Here is a 26,972-nt window from a genome sequence, read left to right as displayed (position 1 = left end):
TTAAATTTATACAGCCAAATATGCTATTGATTCAAAACATTTGCAACATAGTCACTGAACTTATCAAGCTCAACCAAAAAGGCATCATGCCCGTAATCACTGTCAATTTCATAGTAACTTACCAAGTCTCTTTGACCTTGTGAATCCATTACCGTTTTAATCTCTTTCATCTCTTCAGGCATAAATAGCAAATCACGCTTAAAAGAGATTAGATGCAAATCTGTCTTGATCTTTTTTAGTGCTTCATCAAGAGAATCATACCCTCTTGAGATATCAAAAATATTGATTGCTTTAGTAATGTATAGATAACTTAAAGGATCAAACCATTTGCTAAAACCGTAACCATTGTACTCGAGGTATCTTTCAACCTGAAATTTTCCAAAAAGCTCAAACAGACCATCTGTCTCTACGTAAGCACGGCCAAACTTTCTATCCATTGACTCAGGACTTAGATAACTTATATGTCCAGCCATTCTGCCCACTGCAAGTCCTGTAAAACCACTATCTTTAAAATCTTCAGGATCATAATTGCCATTTTTAAACTTAGGATCTTTGATGATCGCTTCTTGGACTACTTTATTAAAAGCAATTGCCCAAGGTCTTGTAGCATGTGTTGCTGCCATTGCAATGGTATGTTTGGAAATAGAAGGAAACTCAATAGCAAAATGAAGAGCTTGCATACCACCCATTGAACCGCCAATAATTGCATGCAGTTGATCAACTCCCAAGCGGCTTAGAAGTATGCGTTGTGCTTTAACCATATCTTTAACAGTAATTACAGGAAACTTTAACCGATAACGCTCTTGGCTTGGATACATTTGTGACATAGGACCGGTTGATCCATAACAACTACCAATTACATTGACACATATTACAAAAAAACGCGAAGTATCTATAGCTTTTCCATCACCAATAAGCCCATCCCACCATCCAGGTTTTCTATCGCCATCATACCGACCTGCTGCATGGTGACTTCCACTTAATGCATGTGTTACCAGTATGACATTACTTTTATCTTCATTCATCTCCCCGTATGTTTCATAAACTAACTCATACGGTTCAAGAATTCGTCCACTCTCAAGATAGAGAGGATTGGTAAAAAGCTCTTTTTTTGTTTCTAACTTCAACGTTAATGCTACCCTTCTAAAGCAAGTTTCAAATCTTCAATCAAATCATTAGGATCTTCCAATCCTATGCTAAGACGTATAAGTCCTGGTTTAACACCGCAAGCTTTCATCTCTTCATCACTCAATTGCTGATGTGTTGTGCTTGCTGGGTGGGTGATAATACTTTTACTATCACCTATATTTACTACCAAAGAGAATATTTTAGTTCTATCTACAATCTGTTTAGCTGTTTCAAAATCTTCAACTTCAAAGCTAAGAAGACCACTGCTCATGCCATCTTTAAAGTATTTCATTGCCATTTCATAGTTTGAGTTACTCTTAAGACCTGGGTAATTAACTTTTAGTACTTTTGGATGCTCTTCTAGAAACTGGGCTATTTTTTTAGCACTATTAGAGTGAACTGGCATTCTTATTGGCAATGTCTCTAATCCTTGAATAAAGAGCCAGCTATTAAAAGGTGCTACTACTGCACCAAGGTCTCTTAGCAAGCTTAATCTTGCTCGCAGTGTATATACAGGAAGTGGCACATCTACATAAATAAGTCCGTGATAGCTTACATCTGGTTCATTAAATTGTGGATATCTTGGGTTATCTTTAATCTTTTCTACCAACCCTTTACGCTCTACCATTATTCCGCCAATAGCAAGACCTTGACCAGTTGTATATTTACTAGCGCTATGAACTACTACATCTACACCATATTTTAGAGGCTGACAAAGGATTGGAGTTGCTACAGTATTATCTACAACTGTTAAGATATTATATTTATTAGCAATCTCTACAATCGCTTCAATATCTGCAACATCAATGCTAGGGTTTGTAAGTGTCTCAAAGAATATTACTTTTGTCTTTTCATCTATTAGCTTTTCAATCTCTTCTGGTTTATGTACATTAAAAAATCTTGCTTCAATACCAAAGCGTTTTAGAGTATGAGCAGCTTGAGTTAATGTTCCGCCATAAAGTTGTGTTGCACAGACAATATTATCTCCTGCTTCTGCAGCATTGGCAATTGCATAAAAGATGGCAGCCATTCCGCTTGAAGTAGCAAGAGCTGCTTCACCACCCTCCATTTCAGCAAATCGTTTTTCAAAAACATCGGTGGTTGGGTTATTTAGTCTAGTGTAGATATTGCCAAGCTCTTTTAGGGCAAAGAGGTTTGCAGCGTGTTCTACATCACGAAACTCATATGCTGTTGTCTGATAAATTGGTACTGCCATTGTGCCTTGGCTATCTTTTTCATATCCTGCATGGAGTGCTTTGGTTTGTTGGGTCATTGTAAATCCTTGAATATAACTTATCTATAAAACCTTAATATTTTAGATATTTTTCAATTGCCAATGTTCTATAGAAATACACCTAAAATATTAATTTTTAGAGTCTAGGAATTAGGAAATCTCCTAACCCCTAACTCTTAACTCTATATATGATAGTTTGGAGCCTCTTTTGTAATCATAACATCATGCACATGGCTCTCTTTAAGACCTGCGCTGGTAATTTCAACAAACTCTGCACGCTCCCAGAAAGTTGGAATATCTTTACTACCGCAATATCCCATAGATGATCTTAAACCACCTGTTAGCTGATGAATAACATCAGCAATTCGTCCACGGTAAGGTACACGACCTTCAATGCCTTCAGGTACCAGTTTATCAGCAGCAGTACCTTCTTGGAAATATCTGTCAGTACTTCCTTTAGTCATTGCTCCAATACTTCCCATACCGCGATAGCTTTTATATTGTCGTCCCTGATACATAATTGTCTCACCAGGACTCTCTTCTGTTCCTGCAAGAATAGACCCAGCCATAATACAACTTGCACCAACAGCCAATGCTTTAGCAACATCTCCTGAATATTTGATACCACCGTCTGCAATTACAGGCACACCATACTTATGTCCAACTTGAGCACACTCATCAATAGCACTGATTTGAGGAACACCAACACCTGCAACAATTCTTGTAGTACAAATTGAACCAGGTCCAATACCTACTTTAATCGCATCTGCACCAGCTTCAATCAACGCTTCTGCAGCTTCACTTGTTGCAATATTTCCAGCAATAATATCAACATCAAGCTCAGCTTTAAGTCTTTTAAGTGTATCTATAATTCCTTGAGAATGACCATGCGCTGAATCAAGCACCAATACATCTACACCAGCTTCAGCCAATGCATGAGCTCTGTCAAACTGTCCAACACCAATAGCAGCACCTACACGCAAACGACCAAAATCATCTTTACAAGCATTAGGATACTCTTTGCGTTTCTTTATATCTTTGATTGTAACAAGACCTGTCAAAACACCGTTTTCATCAATTAACGGAAGCTTTTCTATCTTGTTTTTATGCATAATATCTGCTGCTTCATCAAGAGAGATTCCCTTTTTAGCAGTGATTAAAGGCATTTTAGTCATTACATCTTCGACCTTTTTGCCCATATCAGTCTCAAATCTCATATCACGGTTTGTAAGTATTCCAAGTAGTTTCATATCTTTATCTACAACAGGCACACCAGAAATGCGATACTCTCTCATAATAGCTTCTGCTTCACCTAGAGTCTGCCCGGGGTGCATAAATACAGGATCTATAATGATTCCAGACTCACTCTTTTTTACCTTTTTTACTTGCTTTACTTGTGTCTCTACATCCATATTTTTATGAATAATACCAATACCGCCAAGACGTGCCATAGCAATTGCCGCACGATATTCAGTAACAGTATCCATTGCCGCTGATACAATAGGAATATTTAAGCGAACATTTTTAGTCAACTGTGTTGATATATCTACCTCTTTAGGCAAAACTGTTGAGTGTTTTGGAACCAAAAGGACATCTTCGAATGTCAGGGCGCGTTTTCTTATTCTCATAGGTGATCTCCTTTTTATTTATTATATGCTACTGCCGCCTCAAGGCTTAATGCACCATCAAAAACTGTCTGTTCATCAAAATGTTTACCAATCAACTGAAGTCCTACAGGAAGACCTTCTGCTGTTTTTTGAATTGGTAGGCTGATTGCCGGAAGACCTGCAAGGTTAACCCCGATGGTATAAGCATCACTCAAGTACATTTGAAGCGGATCAGCCATTTCACCAAATTTAAACGCTGGTGTTGGTGCAACAGGGCTTAAAATCAGGTCTGCATCTTTAAAGACCTCTTCAAACTCATCTTTAATCAAGTGTCGTACTTTTTGAGCTTTAAGATAGTAAGCATCATAATATCCGCTTGAAAGAACAAAACTTCCAAGTAAAATACGTCGCTTAACCTCATCGCCAAACCCTTCACTACGTGTACGCAGGTAAAGGTCTTTAAGATCTTTAGGATCTTCAGCACGATTTCCGTAACGAATGCCATCATAGCGGCTCAAGTTTGCACTAGCTTCTGCTGTAGCAATGATGTAATATGCAGCAATATCATATTTTGCACCCATCATCTCTTTATGCACAATTGTATGACCGGCATCTTCTAAAGCTTTAATTGCTGTTTCATATGCTGCTTGTACTTCTGCACTTGCATCTTTAATGTAATTATCGATAACAGCAATTTTAAGTTTTCTATTTGGATCAAGATTTGGAGTTACAGGTGTATAGTCGATGTTAGCACTGGTACTGTCGTGACTATCATGTCCACTGATAATATCATACAAAATAGCTGCATCTTCAACATTTTGTGTCATAGGTCCAATCTGATCAAGGCTAGAACTGTAAGCTGCAAGCCCCCAACGGCTTACACGTCCATATGTTGGTTTCATACCCACAATTCCACAAAATGCTGCAGGCTGACGGATAGAACCTCCAGTATCGCTTCCAAGTGCAGCAATAGCAACACCTGCACCAACTGCAGCAGCAGACCCGCCAGATGATCCACCAGGAACACGCTCTGGGGCGTGAGGATTAAGTGTTTTACCATAAAAACTGCTCTCAGTTGAGCTTCCCATAGCAAACTCATCCATATTGGCACGGCCAAAAGGTGAAAGTCCGGCAGCTTCTATCTTCTCTATAACTGTTGCATTGTAAGGTGCCACATACCCTTGCAAAATTTTACTAGCAGAGGTAATATTCCACCCTTTTACCTGAATATTGTCTTTTATAAGCAAAGGTACACCATCACCTGCTTCATCTACAGAGATATAGGCGTTTAACTCCTTTTTCTCTTCTATTCTCTTCTTTAAATCATCACGTAATGCTTTAATCTCTTCTTTTGGTAACTGCAAAGCCTCTTTTAATGTAATCAAATCATATCTCCTTTTTATTTGGAGGTCGGGATTAGGAGTTCGGAGTTTAGAAATTACTCAATCCCTAACTCCTAACTCTTAACTCCCAACTCAAACTATTAACATCTTTTATTTACTGCCAAAACACCTAGTGCTGTTATTAGTAATATCAAACCGATTGTTCCGACAATTACTTGCCAGCTAATCGGTTGACTTAAATCAAACATTCAACACCTTTGCACATCGTTCACAAAGTCCATCCTCTTTTGGTGCAGCAAAACGCCAACATCTTGGACATTTGTATCCACTTGCTCTAACAATAGTGAAACGATCACCATCTACTTCAAACTCACCAAGAACTTCACTTGCACTTGCCTTGGAAATCTCACTGACAACAAACCAATCTTCAGCATCTTTGTGATCTAAAACTTTTAACTTTTCACTCTCTGTAACAATTCCAAGCTCCAATGTCTGCTTGACTGCTTTCTCTTTTTTCAGTCTGTCAACAATTTCAAAGAAGCTTTCTCTAGCACGAATCATATAATCTTCATCCATTACACTCTGGACATCAGGAAGCGGTTTATAAATAAGATCAAATACATCATTTGCTTCCCCTTTAACAACAGCAGGTGCAAATTCCATCAACTCATCGGCAGTATATGTAAGGACCGGTGCAACCAATGGCAATAGAGTTTTAGCAATCATTGCCATTGCACTCTGGCTAGATCGTCTTGTAATATCATCTTTATCATCACAATAGAGACGATCTTTTGTAAGATCAAGATAAATACCGCTTAATTCATTTGTTAAAAAGTTATTAAGAGTATGGAACCCTTTAGAGAAATCATACATATCAAACGATGCACGCATAGATGCAAAGACTTCTTTAGCTTTCTTTACAATCCAGCGATCAAGTTCTCCCATCTTCTCAACTGGTACCAACTCTTCAAGATCGTTGACATTGGCAAGCAAGAAGCGGAATGTATTGCGTATTTTTCGGTAGTTTTCAGCCACCTGCTTTAAGATAGCATCACTGATTTTCAGATCGCTCTTATACTCGCTCATCGCTACCCAAAGCCTGAGAATTTCACTACCATACTTTTTTGCAACTTCATCAGGTGCAACGACATTACCTTTTGACTTGGACATCTTTTCGCCCTTCTCGTCAACAGTAAAGCCGTGTGTCAAGATAGCTTTGTATGGAGCTTTATGTTCAACAGCGGATCCAAGCAGAAGTGAGCTTTGGAACCATCCACGATGCTGATCACTCCCTTCAAGATAAAGGTCTGAAGGGAATTTTCCTGCATCATAGTTACGAGATTTTAGTACAGCATACCAGGTAGAACCACTATCAAACCATACATCTAAAATATCCATAACTTTTTCTAGATCAGCCGGATCATAACCACTGCCTGGGTATAGAAGCTCTTCAATGCTCATATCATACCAAGCATCACACCCTTTCATCTCAAATATCATAGCGATGAAGTTAAGAACTTTTTCGTCCAAAATTACTTCACCTGTCTTTTTGTGACGGAAAAATGCAATAGGCACACCCCAGTCACGCTGACGGCTAATACACCAATCAGGACGGCCCTCAACCATAGAGTTAAGGCGATTTCGTCCCCATTCAGGGTAAAACTTAGTCTTCTCTATCTCACTAAGTGCTATTTCACGCAAACTCTTCTCTTCACCATCTGGCTTACCATCTACACTGATAAACCACTGCTTTGTAGCACGGAAAATCAAAGGTGTATGACTTCTCCAACAGTGTGGGTAAGAGTGAACAAACTTTTCAACTTTCAAAAGTGACTTGCCAAGAAGTTTTAAAATCTCTTCATTAGCTTCAAAAATGTGCTTGCCTACAAACTCTTCTGCATTAGGCAAAAGTCCAAGATGCACAACTGTCTCATCATACCTGCCCTCTTCATCAACAGGCATAATGACTTCAAGGTTGTTAACCAAACCTACACGGTAGTCATCTTCTCCGTGACCAGGAGCAGTGTGAACAGCACCTGTTCCGTTTTCCATTACAACATGCTCACCAAGTACAATACGTGAAGGACGACCATTAAGTGGGTTAATGGCTACCATTCCTTCAAGATCACGAGCAGGAATTCGCATCTCAATCGGACCTTCCACAACCCCACTCTCAAGCAGGTTGTCAAAGAGCTTCTCTGCAACAATGTAGCCATCTTTGGTAAGCACATAAATCTCATCAGGGTTAAGGCTTATACCAACATTAGCAGGAAGCGTCCAAGGTGTTGTTGTCCAAATGACAATTGCAGCAGCTTCAGGGTGTCCCAACTTCTCTTTTGCTTTGTCACCCAACTCAAAAGCGACATAGATAGAGTAATCCTCTTTATCTTCATACTCCACTTCTGCTTCTGCCAATGCAGTACGTTCAGCCCAACTCCAGTAAACAGGTTTGTTTCTCTCAACCAAAAGCCCTTTTGCTGCAACATTGCATAGTGTACGATAGATGTTTGCTTCAAAGCGGAAATCCATCGTTACATATGGATTCTCCCAATCAGCAATAACACCAAGAGCTTTAAAGCCCTCTTTTTGCACTTCAACAAATTTTGCAGCATGTTCACGACAAAGCTGACGTATTTTAGATTTTGGCAACTGCTCTTTTTTTGCTTTGCCTATCTTCTTTTCAACCTGTTGTTCAATTGGCAGACCGTGACAATCCCAGCCTGGTGTAAATCGTACTGCACGCCCTTGAAAGTAGTTGTCTTTGACAATGATATCTTTAAGAATTTTGTTCAATGCATGACCAATGTGTATCTTTCCATTGGCATAAGGAGGTCCATCATGAAGCGTAAACATCTCCGCGCCCTCGCGGTTCTTTTTCATACGCTCATAAACCTTCTGTTCAAACCATTTCGCATAGCGTTTAGGTTCATTCTGCGGTAAGTTTCCGCGCATAGGAAAATCGGTTTTTGGAAGATTAAGTGTTGCCTTGTAGTCCATTCATCACTCCGGAGAAAAATTAATCGATTATAGTAAAAAGGTGATTAAAATGTGCTGATTTATTGATATAATAGCAAAACTACGGAGGTGATAATTATGAAAAACCGTCTAATAATCATTGGCAAAAATCTATACCTCAACACTCCTTTTATGGAGTATATTGAACGTGAACTAAATCATTTAGGCTTTTTAGAACAAATTATAAAACTACCAGAAACCAGCACTGAAACTGTTACACTTTTGCAACAGCAAATGGCTCAAGAAGGAAATATTATAATTGTTACAAATAAAAATGCCTTTACACCAGTCAGTAAACTTATTTCAACAATGATAGATGATACTTTAATTCTTAAAGAGAACCTTTTAATACCTTCAAAAAGTGAAATTTATGATGATAACAGCTTCTTAATCAAATTCAATAACTCTGCAATAAACGTTGTAATGGCAGAACCTGGACAGACCTTACCTATTTTTTTGATTGAACATAGTGAAGATAGAGGTATATTGCATATTTTTCATATGGATGAAGAGAGTGCAAAAATTTTACTTGATCCATTGAGCAAAACTTATGAGATAAATATAAATATAACAACTCTGACACCAGGATGGCTTCAGATAGAGGCTGTCAGTAAAAAATATGGACAATTAGAGCAGTTTCTAAAAGGAGCAAAACAATTGCTTCCAGATAAAGCTATTGTAACTGACAATATTTTTGCATATATCATTGAAAAATTGACATTGGCAAAAAAGAGTGTAACTTTTGCAGAGAGTTGTACAGGAGGGTTGGTAGCAGCACAGTTAACCAAAGAGCCTGGAGCATCAAATGTATTTAACGGCTCACTTGTGACATACTCAAATGCACTTAAAGCTGGATGGCTTGGTGTAGAGAAAGAGACTTTAGAATATTATGGTGCTGTAAGTGAGCAGTGTGTTGAGCAGATGCTCATTGGAGCCAAAGAGATTACCAAGGCAGATTATGCACTGGCAATCAGTGGAATAGCTGGTCCTGGAGGAGGAACAGCACAAAAACCTGTAGGTACTGTATTTATAGGTGCAATAGCAGATGAACGCACAATTATAGAGAAACTACACTTCGAAGGAGACCGCCAATATATACAAGAACAAAGCATGTTTTATGCCTATAAAATCCTGCTTCAAATAGGGTCAAATGATTTTTTTTAAAAATTTTTGCAAAAACCCTTGACAAATAAAAATTTTTTGCATATAATTTCGCTCACATTTGCAAAGGAAAGCAAATAAAAGATGACCCGTTAGCTCAGTTGGTAGAGCAATTCCCTTTTAAGGAATGGGCCGTTGGTTCGAATCCAACACGGGTCACCACGTAAATGTTGTAAGGGTCATATTGACCCCTTCATCTAGTGGCCAAGGATGCCATCTTTTCAAGGTGGACACAGAGGTTCAAATCCTCTAGGGGTCGCCAAATTATTCGGTCGCTTAGCTCAGTTGGTAGAGCGCCACCCTTACAAGGTGGATGCCAGTGGTTCGAGTCCACTAGCGACCACCATTCTTCTTATCGGTGCGGTGGTAGTTCAGTTGGTTAGAATACCGCCCTGTCACGGCGGGGGTCGCGAGTTCGAGTCTCGTCCACCGCGCCATTTTCTTCAATCAAAACATCCTAATCAAAACAGTATTATTCCACTAATTGCATATAAATTATTTTAATCTACACCCATTAAACTGTCGTCCATTAACGTAAATAGTCACCTATAATCTTCTTGTTACCTTCAAGTTATTCACATAATTAATTACGTTAATTTTTCTTTATGTTTCTAAATGTTATACTTCTAAAACAACAATACCAAGGAGTAACATAATGATTGACAACGATATTGTAAAAATTGCAAACGAAACAAAAAAGTTAAATGCACTAGTTGTAGAGGATGAGAAAGAAGCAAATGAGCTGATGGTATCTACTTTCAGCAACTTCTTTAACTCAATTGACTCTGCAATGAACGCAGAAGATGCATTGGATCTTTACAGAATGAGAAGACCTGATGTTGTGTTTATTGACATCATTCTGCCAGGTATGGATGGACTTGAACTTGCAAGAAAGATCCGTGACATTAACCCTGATCAAATTATTGTAATTATCTCTGCAAGCAATGATATGAGCAAAATTTCAGAAGCAATCAAAATTGGAGTAGACAGTTTCATTCAAAAGCCTATCGATTCTAATAAAATTATCGATATGCTTAAGAATATCAACCAAACAATTGCAAAACGCAGAAAAATTGAGACAAAAACTTTCTCAATTACTCTACCAATGGATCTTTATGATAAAGTCCACGCTGACGCTAAAGTTGAGCGCATCTCTAAAAATGCAATGATTATTCGCGCTCTTAAAGTATTCTACGACGTTAAGCCATAATTGGCAACTCTATCCAAAACATTGCCCCGCGACTTGTGTTGCGGGCTTTTATTTTTCCATTAAATCTCTTCTCTACAATCATCTTTGACATATAAAGACCTAGTCCTGTACCTCGAGCTTTATACTTTGTAGTAAAATATGGTTCAAATATTTTGTCAATTATTTTAGGATTTATACCACCGCCATTATCTTTCACAATAATATTTATATATTTATTATACTTGACCTCTACCTTAATTGTTGGGTTTTCTACTTCTCTTTCCCTAAGAACATCAATAGCATTATAGATAAGATTTAAAAGTATCTGCTTTAAATCATTTGAGCTTCCCTTAACAATTTTGTCATCTTCAGGCAATTTCAATATCAAATCTATATTTTTATCTTCCAATACAATAGAAATTAATCTAATTGTATTTTTAATTGTTTTGCAGACTTCAAATCCACCTGGACTAGAAAAGTTTTCACCATTTGAGACAAAGCTTCTAAAATCATCAATAGTATCTGAAAGATATTTTAGTGTTTCATTAACTTTCTTCTCAGCATTAGCTATTTCTGTATATGAAATATTGCCAATTTGAGCTTTAAGCGACAAATCTTGCATAACTAAAGCAATTATATTGAGTGGCTGTCTCCATTGATGAGCAATATTGTTTATCATCTCTCCCATTGATGCAAGCTTGGATTGATGATAGAGCATTTTATCTTTTTCTCTATTCTTTTTAACTTCAAGCTCTATGCGTTTTTCAAGTGAAGAGTTTAACTCTGCTAACTCTTTTGTACGTTTTTGAACCTCTTGCTCAAGATAACGGTTAAGATTCATAATTTCATGACTACTTGAAGCAACAAGAGTTGAAAGAGTAACAAGCAGTTCATCCTTTTTATCTAAAATAGGTTTTTTACTATTAACTTCTATTCTTGAATCACTACTTTCAGAAAGCACTACACGTGTTAAAGTAAAGTTTAAAAACTTATTTTTTCCTTCCCTTTGACTAAACTCACCAAAAGTTATTAACCCGTATAACTGATCTGAATTTTTATAAAATGATGCTGAAGCATCTAAAATATCCATATACCCATAATTATAAGATATACAAATGTAAAACCATGCTACTTCTGCTGGTATATTTTCATAAGTCTTCTGAATCTCATCATAGCGACCTATCATACGTTCATAGTGACCAAAGCCTATTTGAACTTTTTCACCCTCTTCAAACTCTCCAGTATAAAGTCCTTTCTCACCCTCTAACTCTAAAAGTGCTCTTGCCACCTGTCCAAATTCAGATGAAGTACGAATAAGTGGATGAGAAATTGAAACATTAAGAAGCTTGTCTTTATCCATTGGACCAAAGTATTTACTGTAAATATCCATAATAGGCTGTCCGTCAAGCTCCGATAGATACCTCCCGTCAGCCTTGGTAACAGTATATTCCTTACCAATCGCTTCCCAATCAAAATAGTAGTTGCAAGAGACTTGCAGCGATTCTCCGCTGAAAATTACAGCTATTAAACCCTCTTCAAAATAAATCTTATTCTGAGAAAAAATTGTAAAATTAAAAAGAGGATCACTGTCTGATGCAATACCTCCAAATATTGGAATATGTGCAAAATGCTTGTTAATATTGCTAATCAGTTTTTCAATATCAAAATATACCGCATTTGTAATAAGCAAAATACCTTTTGTATCATCTCTAAGAGAATTAGATAGTAGTTTTACTATATTTGAATAATCACACTCATCAAAAGATGGAAAAGTATACTCAAATAGCGAAAGAGTGCTTTTTTCAAAATGAGTAATAGAAAATACTATTTTATTTGAGGTTACATGCCCATCATAAAGTTGAGAAACACTGCTCGCTCCTGCAATTATGGCTTGTGGCAACTCTTTTTTAATAACCTTTTGCACATGTTCAAAAATATTTTGTTTTAAAACACCACAGTTTACTTGAACAAGTATCTGCTCTTTATCTTTTAAATTATTATCTTTTACAAACTTTGAAAACTCTTCTTCACTATTAAAACTGTAACTCCACTGCTTCATCTATTCCCTTTTATTAATTACGGGACTCTTGTTCTTTAGCATTCTCTTTGAGAAAGTCCCGTTTCCGAGTCTGGAAGCAGGACTCCAGTCCTGCCTTAACTACTTCAAGCGAATACGTACAGACTTTTCGTGAGCTGTCAAACCTTCTGTCTTTGCCAATAGCGCACAAGCTTCGCCAATCTCATTTATACCATCTTCACTCATAGAGATAATAGATGACTTTTTCAAGAAATTCTCAACATTGAGTGGTGAGTAAAACTTGGCTGTACCACCTGTAGGTAATGTATGATTAGGACCAGCCATATAATCACCAATTGGCTCAGGAGTAAATGAACCAAGAAAAATAGCACCTGCATGTTTAATATGTGGCAAAAGATCAAAAGGGTTCGCAGTTACTACTTCAAGGTGTTCAGGAGCAATTCTGTTCATTAACTCTACAGCCTCTTCCATAGTTTCAGTAACTATTATGGCACCTCTCTCTTCAATTGATTTTCTTGCAATCATTTCACGCTCAAGTTTTGCAAGCTCTACATAAACTAATTCACGTACAGACTCAGCCAACTCTGCCGAAGGTGTAATGAGTATAGAGCTTGCCATCTCATCATGTTCTGCTTGAGAAAGAAGATCTATAGCCAAATACTCAGGAATAGCTGTATTATCAGCTAAAATGCCTATTTCACTCGGACCTGCGATCATATCGATGTTTACATCACCGTAAACAAGCTTTTTAGCTGTTGCAACAAATATATTTCCCGGACCAGTAATAACATCAACTTTTGGAATAGTTTGCGTACCATACGCCATAGCCGCAATAGCACTGGCACCGCCTACTTTGAACATTTTTGTAATTCCACAAAGATGAGCTGCAGCTAAAAGCAGTTCATTTATCTCATTGTCAGGAGTTGGTGTTGTAACTATAATCTCTTCAACTCCTGCAACAATTGCAGGAATTGCATTCATTAAAAGTGAACTTGGGTAAGCAGCCTTACCACCTGGAATATACAAACCGGCACGATCAACAGGAGTAACTTTCTGACCAAGAGTATTTCCTGCTTTGTCAAAGTCTATCCAACTCTTTGGCATCTGTTTTTCGTGATAGTTTCTAATGCGATCATATGCTAAGTGCAATGCATCACGTAATTCACTGCTTAATTTGTCGTAAGCTTTTTTCATATCACGTGGGTCAACCATTAAGTCACTATCTTCTTTTACTTCCCATCGATCAAACTTTGCAATATGTCGCTTTAAAGCTTCATTTCCTTCAGACTGTATCTCTTTTATAATATTTTTAACAATCTCAGAAACTTGCTCTATATCCATAGCACCGCGACCAAGCAGTTCACTAAACTTCTCTTTAAAATCGCTGTCTGTTGTATTAAATAAAAGCATAAAATCCTCCACCAGAACTTGTCGGCTAAAGTCGACTTTAGTCGAAAAATCTATCTGTTTACTTTTTTAGGTACTCACTACCTATCTCTATAAACTATATTGTATTTAAACTATTATTTAAGTATGCTTTTGTATACTTACTACTCATTATTTTGCGGACGTGGTGGAATTGGTAGACACGCCAGACTTAGGATCTGGTGCCGCAAGGTGTGGAGGTTCAAGTCCTCTCGTCCGCACCACATAAAATTTACTATTTGACTCTTAACTATTTATTTAGCACCAGTCTTTTTTAATACAACTTTAATAGTCTTCATTAAAATTACAAGATCAGCCCAAATTGACCAATTTTTGATGTACCACATTTCTAATTCAATTCTTTGTTTAAACTCAAGTTCATTTCTACCACTTACTTGCCAAAGACCAGTTATACCAGGTTTTACTTTTAATATTAGTTCTTTATGTTCTCCAAGTTTTTTTTCTTCATCTATCATGTAAGGTCTTGGACCTACGAAATTCATCTCTCCCTTTAACACATTAATTATTTGAGGTAACTCATCCAAAGATGTGGTTCTTAAAAATTTACCAACTTTTGTAACTCTTGGATCATTTTGATATTTATGAAATTTTTTATAATGTTCAATCTCATATGGATTTAGTTGCAAATATTTCTTTAATAATTTATCTCCATCTTTATACATAGTTCTATACTTATATACTTCAAAAATTTTTCCATCTTTACCAAGTCTTTTTTGCTTAAAAAACACACTTCCTTTAGAATCTAACTTAATTAAGACAAATATGAAAATATGTAATAAAATAAAAAATGGAAGTATTATTAAGCTAATAATTTTATCAATTAAATTTTTTATAATTAAATTTTTTTTAATTAAAAGCTTGTTTTGTACTTGAATAGTATTTAAACGAACGTTAGAATATTCCAATATATTCGAATGAATAAAATTTATATCTTTTAAATATGGTACTATAAATATTTCACTTACTTTTTCTAAATATACTTCTATTAGATTACTTAACTCTTGAATTGAAAACCCTTCAGAAAGTATTATAACTTTATCAAAGTCTTCATTGCTATAAATAGAACCTAAATACCAATTTTCTTTTAACTCTTTTTCAAATATCTTTTTTTCACTTTCCTTACCAATTATCAGTACTTTCTCTTTGAAATAATCAAACCTAAAAAGCACACTTTTTATAAATCTTTTAAAAAATGGAAAAGTAATAAATGCAATTATGAAATATAATATAATAAACAATCTAGAAAATTCTAAATTTGTTTTAGTTAAAGCTAAAATTGAAAAAACTATTAAAAAGGATATAACTAAAGATTTAAATATCTTTAATGTATCTTGCCAAAAATCAAATCTAAAATCATATATTTTTTCATAATAAAAAAGTAATAAAATTATAAAAATCACAAATGAAAAATCTTTTAATGCTATTGAGGAAAATTCAGGTAATGTTTCTATATTTAAATTTTGTCTAATATAAAAAACAATATAAAAAACAGTAATCATCCATATAATGTCACTTATAATTAGTAAGCTTTTTAAAATATATTTTTGCATTGTCTATCAATAAACTCTTTAAATTCTTTTTGAAACATTCTATACTTCAAACTACTTTCTCTGATTTTCTTATAATCAAACTTTAAAGCTTCAAACCTATTAACTGCCTCAATTATATCTAAATCACTCTGTTTTTTAAAATGTATACCATTTAAATTTTCGATTATAGTTTCAGCTGTACCACCTTCATTGAGAGCAATAACTGGAGTACCACAAGCATGTGCTTCTATAGGTACTATTCCAAAATCTTCAACAGCAGCATAGATAAAAGCCTTGGCTCTTTGCATATAATTTATTAAAACTTCATCTTTTTGATACCCTAAAACTGTTATATTATTCTTAGCAATATTTTTAATATATGTTAATTCTTCACCATCACCTATAACAATTAACTTTTTATTTGGCATTTTGTTAAAAGCTTCTACAATCAATCTGGTTTTTTTATAAGGAACAAGTCTAGAAGCAGTTAAATAAAAATCCTCTTTTTTTGTGTAAAGAGTAAATTTATCTATATCAACAGGTGGATAAATAACAACAGCATCTCTTTTATAAATTCTTTTTATTCTCTCTTTTACATAAATGGAGTTTGCTATAAAAAAGTCAACCCTACTATTACTCTTAATATCCCATTCTCTAATATATTTTAAAGTCTTTTGGACTAAAAATTTTTTTGGTTGCTTTAAATTTGAAGTATATTCTTCATAAAGGTCCCAAGCATATCTTATTGGAGTATGACAATAACATATATGAAGCTGATTTTTATCTTTTTTTATCCCTTTAGCTACTGCCCAAGACGATGAGATTATTAAATCATATCCACCCAGATTCAAACTTTCAATAGCTCTTGGAAAAAGTGGCAAATAGTTTCTAAAATGTCTCTTTGCAAATGGTAAATTTTGAACAAATGAAGTTTTTGCATATTTACCATTTAATATATTTTTTCTATCTTTATTTTTTAAAAAATCAACTAAACTAAAGACATCAGCACTAGAAAAAATGTCTAAAATGGCTTTTAATACTTTCTCAGCACCTGCATTTGTTACAAGCCAATCATGTACTATTGCTACTTTCATTTATTTATATATTCTCTATAAACAAAATAATTCAACTATCTAAAACCTCTTTAAAAACTTTTATATGTTCTTCAGCTGCTTTTTCCCAAGTAAACTCTTGTGCTCTTTTTAATCCTTTTTTAATCATCTCTTCTTGAAGATTTTCATTATTTAAAACCATTTTTATCTTATTTTTTATATCAACTACATCATAAGGGTTGCAATACACTACAGCATCACCTCCAACTTCTGGCAAAGATGATACATTTGATGTTATTACGGGAGTTCCACAAGCCATAGCTTCAAGAACTGGTAAACCAAAACCTTCATAAAAAGATGGATAGACAAACAAAGAAGCCAAATTATATACTTTTGCTAACTCTTTATCAGAAATAAAACCTAGATAATGAACATACTTGTTATTTTTATTTATCATATCCATAATACTATCGTTATTCCATCCTTTAAAGCCAACTAATACCAATTTATATTTTTCTTTTATATTTTCGTCAAGTTGATTGTATGCATTAAGTAATCCAAGTAAGTTTTTTCTAGGTTCTATGCTGCCAACACAAAAAATGAATTTTTTTGGTAAAGTAAAATTAATATTAAAATCATTATAAACTTTAAATAAATTATGATCAACACCATGATAAATTACTTTTACTTTTTTTTCATCTATTTTTAATATATCTAGTATCTCCTTCTTTGTAAAATAAGAAAAACATATTATTACGTCACTTCTGTATATATTTGGAAAAAAGTTATTTTCAAAATATTCAACTCTTTCTTTTGGATGAAAGTCTTTATACAGAATAAAAGAAAAATCATGTACTGATATAATTAATTTATCTGCTTTTATCCCTTTATAAGGTATAAAGTTTGGTTCCCAATATAATTCATACTTTTTCTTATTAAATCTACTATAAAAAATCAATATTTTTCTTACTATTCTTTTTAAAAAGTCAAATTTGAGAATAATTTTTTTTAAAAATGTATTTTGAATTTTTGAATTATCTAAAAATTCTTCAGATATATACCCATAATAAAATGATAATTTGAATTCATTACTATTAATTATTGATTTAGTAATTTCATAGATATATCTTCCTACGCCAGTTTTTTTTGATAATAAAGGAATAGCATTTATTATAATTTTCTTCATTTTACAAACAACTTTACAAGATATGGAGACTTTTCACCAAATAATTGTATTCCATCAATACTAATATCAATTAGCAAATCATATTCGCCTGGTTTTAATGATTCACAACTTATTCCAAATTCAATTACTCTGTCTTCATAATTGTTCTGTATAAACAACTCTGTACTAGCTCCATTTTTTTTATTAATTATGTACATTAAACTAACTTTTTTATTATTCAAATTAATTGCTTTATAATTTATATGTAGTTTTTTCCAACTTTTATTTTTAGCTCTAATAAAATAAGGAATATTAAATATGTATATATTAGAGTTTTTATATTTAAAAGTCATAACACCATGTACCATATTAAATAATCTATAGAATTTTTTATCTTCTTCCTCAAATTTTTCAGTTTCTAAATATGGTTCAAGTTCTTTTTTCTTATGATTAATCTTTTTTTTATAGTTTCCTTTAATGTTGTCTTCATAAAAATTTTCAAATAAATAATTATCAGGTATATATTTTTGCTTCCAATTAGACGGATGCTGTGGCCAGCTCAATGTGTCATATTTTAGTTTTCTAAATAGATGTGGATAGTTTGAAACTGCATAATTAAAATATATACTCCATTCATCAATAGGCTTCTTAAGTCCAATTTCAAAATATTTATTAACTGCTTCTTTAAATAAAGTTTTATTAATAATTTGAGGTTTATGAGAAGAATATGATAATAACTCCATCATGTCTTTATCTAAAACTTCTTTCATATTATGCTGACCTATATCATAGTCAGTTATATAACAACTCCAATCTAACAAATCATAAAAATAATATGCTTTGTATTTATTATTCTCAATAAAATGTTTTATATCTATTTCTACTAAAGGTCTATTATCATCATCTAACATTATAAATTCTTCATCTAATTCTTCAATATTTAATAAAGATACTCTAAGCAACCAATTTTTAGATACATGATCTTTATTAATAAAATCTTTATATAATTCATTTAATAACTCCTCCTCATTTATTATTATAATTTTATATTTTGTTTTAATATTTTTAAATTTATCTACTAATTCACGCCTAGTTATAACAATATATTCTTTTACAAAATTTATATATTTGTCAATTTCGGTAATTGTTTTTTCAATATTATTTAAATTAATACTAATAAATACAAATTGTAATTTTTTATTTTTATTTTTTATTTTTATTTGATCATTTGTTAAGTTATTGAATATAGTTATTATTGAATTATAAGTTGAATCCCAAGAATATGGTTTATAATTATTGCGTATAAACTGTTTTTTTTGCTTATAGAGTAAGTCATCAGTTAAATAAATATTAATTAGTTCATACAATTCATTTTCTGAATTATAATTTATGTAATCTGCAAAGTCCTTTCCGACTTCATATATTGAACTGTTTTTAGATGTAATAATAATATTTTTATGTGCTAAGCTTTCTGCTACAGGCAATCCAAAACCTTCATAATCAGATAAATATACTGTTAAAAACGCATGTTTATAAAATTCTATTAATTGATTATCATTTATTTTATCTAGCCAGAAAATTTTCTTATAAAGCAAATAATGTTGTTTTAATTTCATAATAAATTCATTATTATTCCATCCTTCTTTACCTATAAATACTAAATTAACATCTTTATGTTGTTCAGTTATTTTCTCAAATACATTTAAAAGAAGTTGTTGTCCTTTTCTAGGTTCTAATGTCCCAACAAACAATATATATTTAGAGACCAAAAGTTTATTTATATCATTTGATAAATTGTTTAATATTTTTTTATTGGAAATTTCTGAACCCCATTTAATAACTCTTGTAACACCATTAACATTAATATTTAATTTGTCAGCAATATTAAAATAATCTAATTCAGTCGATCGAGAAGGAAAGAAGGTTATATCGCTATATTTATATGTTGCTGATAAATTAATTATAAAATTTCTTAATGTATTCTTTTCCATATAATATGGAAACATCACTGGAACTAAATCATGTACAATATTACATATAATAATGTTGCGTTGTTTTAATTTTGGATACAAATAAGTTCTTTTTAAATGATTATTCCAATAAGCATCTATATCAAAAAATATATTTCTTTTTTTTTGATAATCAACACTGGCAATATCATCAATACTAATTGTTGACTCAATCTCAAAATTAAAAGTTTTAACATTTTCACATGTTAAATACTTTAAAAAAGAACTTTTTTTTATTGTATTAAATTTTTGAACTTTTTCATTAAAAACAATTATGTTAATACAATACTCATTATTTTCTATAAATCTTTTTATTATTTCTTTTAAAACTCTTTGAATACCAGTATTTGCTCTTGCTTTGTATAAAATTGAAATATCAAAATATATCATATTTTATCTCCATCAAAATTTAAATCTAAATGCTTAACTTTACGTTCTTTTGAAGAATATAAAATATTAATTATATCTTTTTTTGATAGTTGTTTTTTCTTTAATTTACTTATAAGATGCAAATTGCCATTATCAATATATCTATCAAGAATTTTTAAAAAACATTCATTTACAAACTGTTCTTCATCTTTAATTGATAACAAATCACTAACTGGAAATTCAAATAATGATTTATCAATTGTTTCTGATTGATCAAAATATAATTTATTATGATTATTTGACTCAAGTTGTTTATTTACATAGTTGATAAGCTTTTCATATATTTCTTTTTGAGTTGCCAATATTTTACTCCTTTATTTACTTTATTTTATAAATACTTTTTACTGTTTCAATATTTCATTTAAAATCATAATAACTAAAAGACATTTATAAATAAGCAAATTAAAAAATTTTATTTATATGCAATAACAGCATAGTCTAATTGACTTCCAAACTGATTATCAATAAATTTATCAGTAAAGTTAACTCCAAAATTTCCATTTAAATATTTAATTTTTACATCTTTGAAATTACATTTTTCAGCAATAAATTTACTAGTAACAGGTGGTATTGGATTTTTATGCGTAGGATCAATATAAAAATTGCAAGCACCAACAATAATATTTTCAGGATTTGGTGTCTCAAAAATTATCATTCCACCTTTTTTTAGAACTCTATAACTCTCTTCAAAAAGTTTCATAAGTATATCAAAAGAAAGGTGTTCAATAATATGAAAACCAGTTACAACTGTTAATGATTCATTTTTTAATGTCTGCAGGTATTCAATTGCATCTGCTTCTAGAACATCTAAACCTAGTTTTTTTGATCTATCAACCATTACACGATTAATATCTATACCTTTTGCACTATAACCATTTTCTGTTAATAACTCTATCCATTCTCCTCTACCACATCCAATATCTAATATTTTAATATTTTCTTTAGATTTAACTAATAACTTTTCAATATAAGGCAAATATACTTTTACTCTTTGCTTAATATCTTCTCTTGAGCCTCTAAATTTATCTTCAAATTCTACATAAAAAGAATCATACTTATGCTTTTTCTCTCTTACTATAGTTAGTAATTCTTTTTCATTTAAAATTTCTCTTGGCAATCTTTTTTCTGCTTCGTTTATAAGATCTTGTAGTTTTTTTTGAGAATTCCTCATATATTCTTTTATAGAATATACAGTTTCTAAGTATAATTCAAAATCTTTTTCTTCAACTTTTTTATCTAATTTTTCTTCTAACTCTTTAACCTTTTCATCTAATTTTTCTTCTAACTCTTTAACCTTTTCATCTAATTTTTCTTCTAACTCTTTAACCTTTTCATCTAATTTTTCTTCTAACTCTTCAGTTTTCTGATGTAATGCTGTTTCAAGCAATAAATCATTTTTATAGTTTATTATTGATTCTTGTGCGATATAACTTTCATAACTATTTAATCTTTTTAATAATCTAGGCAAAGTACATATAGTAATAAAAATTTTAGACATATAGCCTATTAATGGAACTTTATATAAAACTGCTTGAAAGAATCTTTTTTTAGAACCAAGTATTTTTATATTTTTTCTTCTCCCCTCCTTTGAATATCTTATTAAAGAAACTATTTCACTTTTACTTTTATCTCCACTTCTTAATAATTTTAAATAATATTCTAGGCCATTTGAATCTACTTCTCTTCTTAATATACCTTTATATAAATTTTTAATAAACTCAATATCCTGAAATTTTGTAAAATCTGAATATTCATAAATATCTTTATATACAAAAGGTATATCTCTTTTATTGATAATATTTTTTTGGGGAGTAAACACTAAATTTGTATTTCTCTTATTTTTATAAGTATTAATAATATTTTTTCTTTTTTCTACATCATGTTTAATTTTATTCATTAAACTTTCAATAGAGTTATCAATTTTCATTTTATTCATTTATGCACTCTTTCAGTGATAATTTTGGTTCAAGTCTACATAACCCACTAAAATAACTTCCTATAATTCCAGCTACTTCAAATTTTGCTGCATTATCAAGCCAATGAGAGCAATATTCAAGATGAGTATCTTTTGAGTGTACTGCAGCAGTAATACTATACTTTCCAATACCTATATTTAAAGGGAAATGAAAATTACATAAATAGCTTTTATTAGCTTTAAAATCAATTTTCATGTTATGATAAAATGTGTTTGTCCCAAATATATCTTGACCAAATTTGTCACGTATCATTATGCCGACAGTTACGTCATTAATATTAATTTTAGAATCAATATTAATCGTTATATCAACAATCTCTCCAGAACTAATAATATTAGATTTAGATTTCTCACCTTTTATACTAACTTTTTTTATCTCTACATCAAAAGTTCCAAAAGAGTTATTCTTGGTGCTTTTTATTTCTATTTTCTCTTCTTTTTCATTTAATTTAGCAATAAGATAATTATATGAGTTTATTACATTTTCAGGGTCACCTATTTTTATAATTTCACCATGATTAAGCAATACTACTCTGTCGCAAAGAAGTTTTAGAGAATTCAAATCATGTGAAACATAAATTATACTCATATTTTCCTTTTTTCTATCTTTTAGTGCTCTTGTACACTTTGCACTGAAATGGGCATCTCCAACTGAGAGTGCTTCATCTACTATAAGGATTTGTGGTTTTGAAAAGATAGCAATAGAAAATGCTAAGCGCATTCTCATTCCAGATGAGTATGTTATAATAGGCTCATCTATATAATCACCTAATTCACTAAAATCTATAATTTGTTCTTCTTTCTCCTTACATTCTTTATAAGACATTCCAATAAGTGAGCCATTTAAGTAAATATTTTCCCTTCCTGTCATTTGGTCATTAAAACCTGTACCAAGCTCTAAAAGTGCAGTCACCCTGCCATGTCTAATTATTTTTCCACTTGTTGGCTCTAATACTCCAGCTATTTGTTTTAAAATAGTTGATTTACCTGCACCATTTACTCCAATTATACCAAGAGTTTCACCTTGATATAAATCAAAAGATATATTGTTATTCGCTATAAATTCTTTATGATAAGATTTATTTGTAAATAGCTCTTTTAATCTATCGAAATTATTATTATACATTTTAAATATTTTTGTTACATTCTTTACTTCAAGGACTTTTTTCATTAAATAATATCCTTTATTGTGGATACCATTTTTTTGTAAAAATAAATAGCTATAAAAAGTGTTGTAAATGACAACAATAAAACAATTAATATTTTATCAATTGATGGTGGTTTAGCAAATAAAAAAATATTTTGATACACTTCAATAAAATAATATATTGGATTATAAATTAATAGTTTAGGATATTTATTTTGCAACATTGTATTTAAATAAATTATAGGAGTCATCCAAAACCATAATTGTATTATTATCGGTATAATCTCTTTTAAATCCTTAAAAAAAGGGGTAAATAAAGAAAATATTACTCCAATTCCAAAAGCAAATATAGTTTGCAATACCATAATTATAGGTAACCATAAGAATTCTACTGTAATTGGTTGTTTAACTATTACTAAAAATATAACTCCTAATAACATAGAAATGAAAAACATAAATAACTCACTTAACACTATACCCAACTGAAATGAATACATTGGTACATTAATTTTCTTAATCAAGTTTGCTTTTTCTAAAAAGGAATTATTTAATCTCATCACTATAGTACTAAATGAAGTCCAAGCTAAAAGTCCAGGAATAAGATATATGCTATATGCATAACTATTATCAACTATGTCTAATTTCATTTTCATAAAATCTGAAAAAATTACTGAGTAAATAAATATCATAATTAATGGAGACAATAAATACCAAAACTGTCCTATACTAGTACCTACATATTTTGCTTTTAATTCCCTTTTTGCAAAATCAAAAGCTAGCAAAATATTATGTTTCATTTAAAATCTCTTAAAATCATCTTCAATTCTAACAATATCATCCTCACCTGTATATTCGCCTACTTGAGCTTCTATGAGAACTACATCTATTTTTCCTTCATTCTCAAGCCTATGCACTTCTCCCATTTTTATGTATGTAGACTCATTTGGTCGTACTAAATATTTTCTATCGCCTACTGTTACTGTTGCTGTGCCGCTCACTACTATCCAATGCTCACTTCTATGAAAATGTTTTTGAAGCGAAAGCCTTTTTCCTGGTTTTACTACTATTTTTTTTATTTTATAGCCTGGTGTATCTTCTAATACTGTATATGTTCCCCAAGGACGATGAGCAGTAAGATGAATATTATGTAACTCTGTATCTTTTTTAATCTCTTCAACAACTTTTTTTACTTTTTGAGAAGAGCCTTTTTTTGATATGAGAATTGCGTCACCCGTATCTACTATAATTGTATTTTCAATGTCAATTGTTGCTATCTTCCTAGTATCACAAAATACTAAGTTGTTTTTACTATCTATAGATATATAATCTGAGTTAAGCGTATTACCATTTTCATCTTTTGGTAACTCTTCATACAATGCATCAAAACTTCCTAAATCATTCCATCCAAAATCAGCAATTACTACTTTAACTATTTTACTATTTTCCATTACAGCATAATCTATGCTATCTTCTGGAATTTTTATCATATCATTATAATTTATTCTAATAATATCTTTTTCTTCTTTACTACTCTCATAGGCTAATTTTGCCATTTCATAAATTTCAGGTGAATATTTTTTTAACTCTTCTAAAAAAACTCCTGCTTTAAAGCAGAATATGCCACTATTCCAATAGTAATTTCCTGCTTTTAAATATTTTTGAGCAGTTGATTCATCTGGCTTTTCATGGAATGCTTTTACATCTGTACCATCTGCTTCAATATATCCAAAGCCAGTTTCAGCATACCTTGGTTTAATACCAAACGTAACTAAAAACCCCTCTTGAGCTAATTTTTCAGCTTTTAGCAAAACCTTTTCATAACTGATACTGTCTTTTATAAGATGATCAGATGGAGAGACTAATACAACATCTTCAAGATTTAGAGAGAAACAAGCGAGTGCAATAGCCGGTGCAGTGTTTTTTCCAATTGGCTCCAACAAAAATGTTGAACTTTCTCTATAATAGTTTGTATTATGAGAAGTTTTTAGCTTTGCATTATCTAGTTCTTCTATTTGATCTAGCGCTAAAAAATATTGTTCAGTATTTGAAATTATCAACTTTTTGCTACAGCATACATCATTTCTTTCTATAGTAAGCTGAAAAAGAGACTTTTCATCAAATAATTTTATAAATTGCTTTGGCATCAATTTTCGGCTTAATGGCCAAAGCCTGGTCCCGTTGCCACCACATAAAACAATATTTGTCATACTTCTCTCTTTTTAATGTAGGTTTATTATAAGCAAAATAGTGATTTTTGAAAATTTTTTTATCTTCTTAATAATCTTTGATAGAATAAGATTAGATTTTTTGTTTGGAATTATATCGTACAAATCTTAATCTATATTTTCAAAACACCATATAATACTTTAAATCTTCACTTAATTTAAAAAAGTAATTGAAAATATATTATAAATTTTAAAATGTATATACAAACCCTAAATTAATAAAACCATACTTCTTGTCAAATTGAGTTTTAGTATATTCATTATAGAGATAAGGGAGATCTGTATTTAATTGATGAAACATAATCTGTCCACCGGCAAAAATTGATAAATTACGATTAATTGCCCTCGTAAGTGATGCTTTAATAATGTGGTTTGTATCCATATAAGTCAAATCATCTCCACGAAAAAATTTATCAAACTCATAACTAAACTCAGCAAACCATTTGCGTGAGAAGACCAAACCATAAACTATACCAACATTTACCATAGTTTCATATCTATTAAAATTTATTGGTTCAAGCTTTTTTAATTGACTATCTAAAAATGAGTTTTCACCTATTGGAGCAGCTTCTACTCTTGAAGTCACTTTGCTTCTTCTTATACCAGCATAAAGACTTAATATTGCTTTTGAACTAAATCTTTTTCCAGTAGCTAAACGGGCAAACAGTGCACTGTGAGACATGTTTTTGGTTACAACGTGAGGGTAAATTTTGTCTCCGTCTTTATCATAAAAAGTAAGCTTTAGATCATCAATTATTATAGAACCATCCAATATCTTAATTTTTGTTCCCGGTTTAATTTTCTGAATCATATTATTTATAAGATTATCGTTTGTAATATGAAGGTCATCTGCTTTATCAAATATAACACCACCATCTGCAGTTATAGTATTAAAAGTGGTTAAGTATTTATTAGAATATAAGAGGTGTCTTTCAAATAACTCTAAATGACGATTTTTTAATTTTGAGCTACTGTATGCTATATTCCACTGCTGAAGATTTAAAAAAAGTGTATCATTCTTTGTAAGACCATGCCTTACTTCTATTTCAGCACCTGTCATATCACCCATTGTGCCATATTTTGATTCAAGGTCACCGATCTGTTGCTCTTTTATATTGAAAACATCAAGTGCATCATTAATACGCAAATAACCAAATTTTACTTGTATCTTTCCTTCAGGTAATACAAAAGCATGTCTGTTTAGTAATTGAAGGTTAAAAGTTCCATCAGAAAAAAGTGGTACTGATAATATAAGTAGTAGTAATATATTTAACCGCATT

At 31.6% G+C, this 26,972-nt stretch carries 19 protein-coding genes and 5 tRNA genes; 7 read left to right on the top strand and 17 right to left on the bottom strand.

Going from position 1 to position 26,972, the window contains the following annotated elements; genetic code table 11:
* Positions 1-23: 23 nt before the first annotated feature.
* From metX to ileS, 5 genes are all read right to left on the bottom strand, one after another.
* Positions 24-1,127, bottom strand: a complete 1,104-nt coding sequence (metX, locus tag BM227_RS00390) for a homoserine O-acetyltransferase MetX (RefSeq protein ID WP_092909812.1) — start codon at positions 1,125-1,127, stop codon at positions 24-26.
* Positions 1,128-1,135: 8 nt separating this feature from the next.
* Positions 1,136-2,401, bottom strand: a complete 1,266-nt coding sequence (locus BM227_RS00385) for an O-acetylhomoserine aminocarboxypropyltransferase/cysteine synthase family protein (RefSeq protein ID WP_092909810.1) — start codon at positions 2,399-2,401, stop codon at positions 1,136-1,138.
* A gap of 143 nt (positions 2,402-2,544) precedes the next feature.
* A complete protein-coding gene (gene guaB / locus BM227_RS00380) occupies positions 2,545-3,990 on the bottom strand; it encodes an IMP dehydrogenase (protein ID WP_092909807.1) in 1,446 nt (481 codons plus the stop codon).
* Positions 3,991-4,004: 14 nt separating this feature from the next.
* Complete coding sequence (gene gatA / locus BM227_RS00375) at positions 4,005-5,354, bottom strand: Asp-tRNA(Asn)/Glu-tRNA(Gln) amidotransferase subunit GatA (protein ID WP_092909805.1); 1,350 nt, start codon at positions 5,352-5,354, stop codon at positions 4,005-4,007.
* A gap of 198 nt (positions 5,355-5,552) precedes the next feature.
* Positions 5,553-8,309, bottom strand: coding sequence for an isoleucine--tRNA ligase (gene ileS / locus BM227_RS00370; protein WP_092909802.1), 2,757 nt, complete (start codon positions 8,307-8,309; stop codon positions 5,553-5,555).
* A 96-nt stretch (positions 8,310-8,405) separates the two neighbouring features.
* Between ileS and BM227_RS00365 the strand changes: the two genes are divergently transcribed.
* From BM227_RS00365 to BM227_RS00340, 6 genes are all read left to right on the top strand, one after another.
* Positions 8,406-9,491 carry a CinA family protein gene (locus BM227_RS00365; protein ID WP_092909799.1) on the top strand — a complete coding sequence of 362 codons (1,086 nt, stop codon included), beginning with the start codon at positions 8,406-8,408 and terminating at the stop codon, positions 9,489-9,491.
* Between the two features lie 83 nt (positions 9,492-9,574).
* Positions 9,575-9,650 (top strand) — tRNA-Lys (locus BM227_RS00360).
* 24 nt (positions 9,651-9,674) lie between these two features.
* Positions 9,675-9,750 (top strand) — tRNA-Glu (locus tag BM227_RS00355).
* Positions 9,751-9,758: 8 nt separating this feature from the next.
* Positions 9,759-9,834: transfer RNA gene (locus BM227_RS00350), tRNA-Val, on the top strand.
* Between the two features lie 14 nt (positions 9,835-9,848).
* A tRNA-Asp gene (locus tag BM227_RS00345) sits at positions 9,849-9,925 on the top strand.
* Positions 9,926-10,143: 218 nt separating this feature from the next.
* A complete protein-coding gene (locus tag BM227_RS00340; RefSeq protein ID WP_092909797.1) occupies positions 10,144-10,698 on the top strand; it encodes a response regulator in 555 nt (184 codons plus the stop codon).
* Here BM227_RS00340 and BM227_RS00335 read toward each other — a convergent pair.
* A complete protein-coding gene (locus tag BM227_RS00335; protein ID WP_092909794.1) occupies positions 10,688-12,736 on the bottom strand; it encodes an FIST N-terminal domain-containing protein in 2,049 nt (682 codons plus the stop codon). The genes BM227_RS00340 and BM227_RS00335 overlap by 11 nt on opposite strands.
* A gap of 99 nt (positions 12,737-12,835) precedes the next feature.
* Positions 12,836-14,125, bottom strand: a complete 1,290-nt coding sequence (gene hisD, locus BM227_RS00330; protein ID WP_092909793.1) for a histidinol dehydrogenase — start codon at positions 14,123-14,125, stop codon at positions 12,836-12,838.
* Between the two features lie 154 nt (positions 14,126-14,279).
* On the opposite strand from hisD, the gene BM227_RS00325 reads away from it, so the two are divergent.
* Positions 14,280-14,364, top strand: a tRNA-Leu gene (locus BM227_RS00325).
* Between the two features lie 30 nt (positions 14,365-14,394).
* On the opposite strand, the gene BM227_RS00320 is transcribed toward BM227_RS00325, so the two are convergent.
* From BM227_RS00320 to BM227_RS00275, 10 genes are all read right to left on the bottom strand, one after another.
* Positions 14,395-15,711 (bottom strand): exopolysaccharide biosynthesis polyprenyl glycosylphosphotransferase, encoded by a 1,317-nt coding sequence (locus tag BM227_RS00320; protein ID WP_092909790.1) that lies wholly within the window; start codon positions 15,709-15,711, stop codon positions 14,395-14,397.
* Entirely contained in the window at positions 15,693-16,784 is a 1,092-nt protein-coding gene (locus BM227_RS00315; RefSeq protein WP_092909788.1) for a glycosyltransferase, read from the bottom strand. Before BM227_RS00315 ends, BM227_RS00320 begins: the two co-directional genes overlap by 19 nt.
* Before the next feature lie 31 nt (positions 16,785-16,815).
* On the bottom strand, positions 16,816-17,928 hold the full coding sequence (locus tag BM227_RS00310; protein ID WP_092909785.1) for a glycosyltransferase family 4 protein: 1,113 nt from the start codon (positions 17,926-17,928) through the stop codon (positions 16,816-16,818).
* Entirely contained in the window at positions 17,925-20,306 is a 2,382-nt protein-coding gene (locus tag BM227_RS00305; RefSeq protein ID WP_092909783.1) for a glycosyltransferase family 4 protein, read from the bottom strand. Before BM227_RS00305 ends, BM227_RS00310 begins: the two co-directional genes overlap by 4 nt.
* Complete coding sequence (locus BM227_RS00300; RefSeq protein WP_092909780.1) at positions 20,303-20,647, bottom strand: hypothetical protein; 345 nt, start codon at positions 20,645-20,647, stop codon at positions 20,303-20,305. Before BM227_RS00300 ends, BM227_RS00305 begins: the two co-directional genes overlap by 4 nt.
* Before the next feature lie 110 nt (positions 20,648-20,757).
* Entirely contained in the window at positions 20,758-22,281 is a 1,524-nt protein-coding gene (locus BM227_RS00295; protein WP_092909778.1) for a methyltransferase domain-containing protein, read from the bottom strand.
* The gene (locus BM227_RS00290) at positions 22,274-23,491 is read right to left on the bottom strand and encodes an ABC transporter ATP-binding protein (protein ID WP_092909776.1); all 1,218 of its coding nucleotides are present in this window, start codon (positions 23,489-23,491) and stop codon (positions 22,274-22,276) included. Before BM227_RS00290 ends, BM227_RS00295 begins: the two co-directional genes overlap by 8 nt.
* Complete coding sequence (locus BM227_RS00285; RefSeq protein ID WP_245756988.1) at positions 23,491-24,264, bottom strand: ABC transporter permease; 774 nt, start codon at positions 24,262-24,264, stop codon at positions 23,491-23,493. The genes BM227_RS00290 and BM227_RS00285 overlap by 1 nt, the downstream gene beginning before the upstream one ends.
* Entirely contained in the window at positions 24,265-25,674 is a 1,410-nt protein-coding gene (locus BM227_RS00280) for a mannose-1-phosphate guanylyltransferase/mannose-6-phosphate isomerase (protein WP_092909773.1), read from the bottom strand.
* Positions 25,675-25,882: 208 nt separating this feature from the next.
* Positions 25,883-26,971 (bottom strand): hypothetical protein, encoded by a 1,089-nt coding sequence (locus BM227_RS00275; protein WP_143089667.1) that lies wholly within the window; start codon positions 26,969-26,971, stop codon positions 25,883-25,885.
* Position 26,972 lies beyond the last annotated feature (1 nt).

Source organism: Hydrogenimonas thermophila, assembly GCF_900115615.1.
Lineage (GTDB): Bacteria > Campylobacterota > Campylobacteria > Campylobacterales > Hydrogenimonadaceae > Hydrogenimonas > Hydrogenimonas thermophila.
This window is presented reverse-complemented; position numbering and strand designations above follow the sequence as displayed.

Excerpts from the sequence above, each read along its gene's own strand:
- guaB (WP_092909807.1), bottom strand. The coding sequence starts at position 3,990 with ATGAGAATAAGAAAACGCGCCCTGACATTCGAAGATGTCCTTTTGGTT.
- BM227_RS00285 (WP_245756988.1), bottom strand. The coding sequence starts at position 24,264 with ATGAAACATAATATTTTGCTAGCTTTTGATTTTGCAAAAAGGGAATTA.
- ileS (WP_092909802.1), bottom strand. The coding sequence starts at position 8,309 with ATGGACTACAAGGCAACACTTAATCTTCCAAAAACCGATTTTCCTATG.
- BM227_RS00305 (WP_092909783.1), bottom strand. The coding sequence starts at position 20,306 with ATGATATATTTTGATATTTCAATTTTATACAAAGCAAGAGCAAATACT.
- BM227_RS00315 (WP_092909788.1), bottom strand. The coding sequence starts at position 16,784 with ATGAAAGTAGCAATAGTACATGATTGGCTTGTAACAAATGCAGGTGCT.
- BM227_RS00335 (WP_092909794.1), bottom strand. The coding sequence starts at position 12,736 with ATGAAGCAGTGGAGTTACAGTTTTAATAGTGAAGAAGAGTTTTCAAAG.
- BM227_RS00280 (WP_092909773.1), bottom strand. The coding sequence starts at position 25,674 with ATGACAAATATTGTTTTATGTGGTGGCAACGGGACCAGGCTTTGGCCA.
- BM227_RS00295 (WP_092909778.1), bottom strand. The coding sequence starts at position 22,281 with ATGAATAAAATGAAAATTGATAACTCTATTGAAAGTTTAATGAATAAA.
- BM227_RS00340 (WP_092909797.1), top strand. The coding sequence starts at position 10,144 with ATGATTGACAACGATATTGTAAAAATTGCAAACGAAACAAAAAAGTTA.
- BM227_RS00365 (WP_092909799.1), top strand. The coding sequence starts at position 8,406 with ATGAAAAACCGTCTAATAATCATTGGCAAAAATCTATACCTCAACACT.
- BM227_RS00290 (WP_092909776.1), bottom strand. The coding sequence starts at position 23,491 with ATGAAAAAAGTCCTTGAAGTAAAGAATGTAACAAAAATATTTAAAATG.
- BM227_RS00310 (WP_092909785.1), bottom strand. The coding sequence starts at position 17,928 with ATGAAGAAAATTATAATAAATGCTATTCCTTTATTATCAAAAAAAACT.
- BM227_RS00275 (WP_143089667.1), bottom strand. The coding sequence starts at position 26,971 with ATGCGGTTAAATATATTACTACTACTTATATTATCAGTACCACTTTTT.
- BM227_RS00385 (WP_092909810.1), bottom strand. The coding sequence starts at position 2,401 with ATGACCCAACAAACCAAAGCACTCCATGCAGGATATGAAAAAGATAGC.
- BM227_RS00320 (WP_092909790.1), bottom strand. The coding sequence starts at position 15,711 with ATGCAAAAATATATTTTAAAAAGCTTACTAATTATAAGTGACATTATA.
- hisD (WP_092909793.1), bottom strand. The coding sequence starts at position 14,125 with ATGCTTTTATTTAATACAACAGACAGCGATTTTAAAGAGAAGTTTAGT.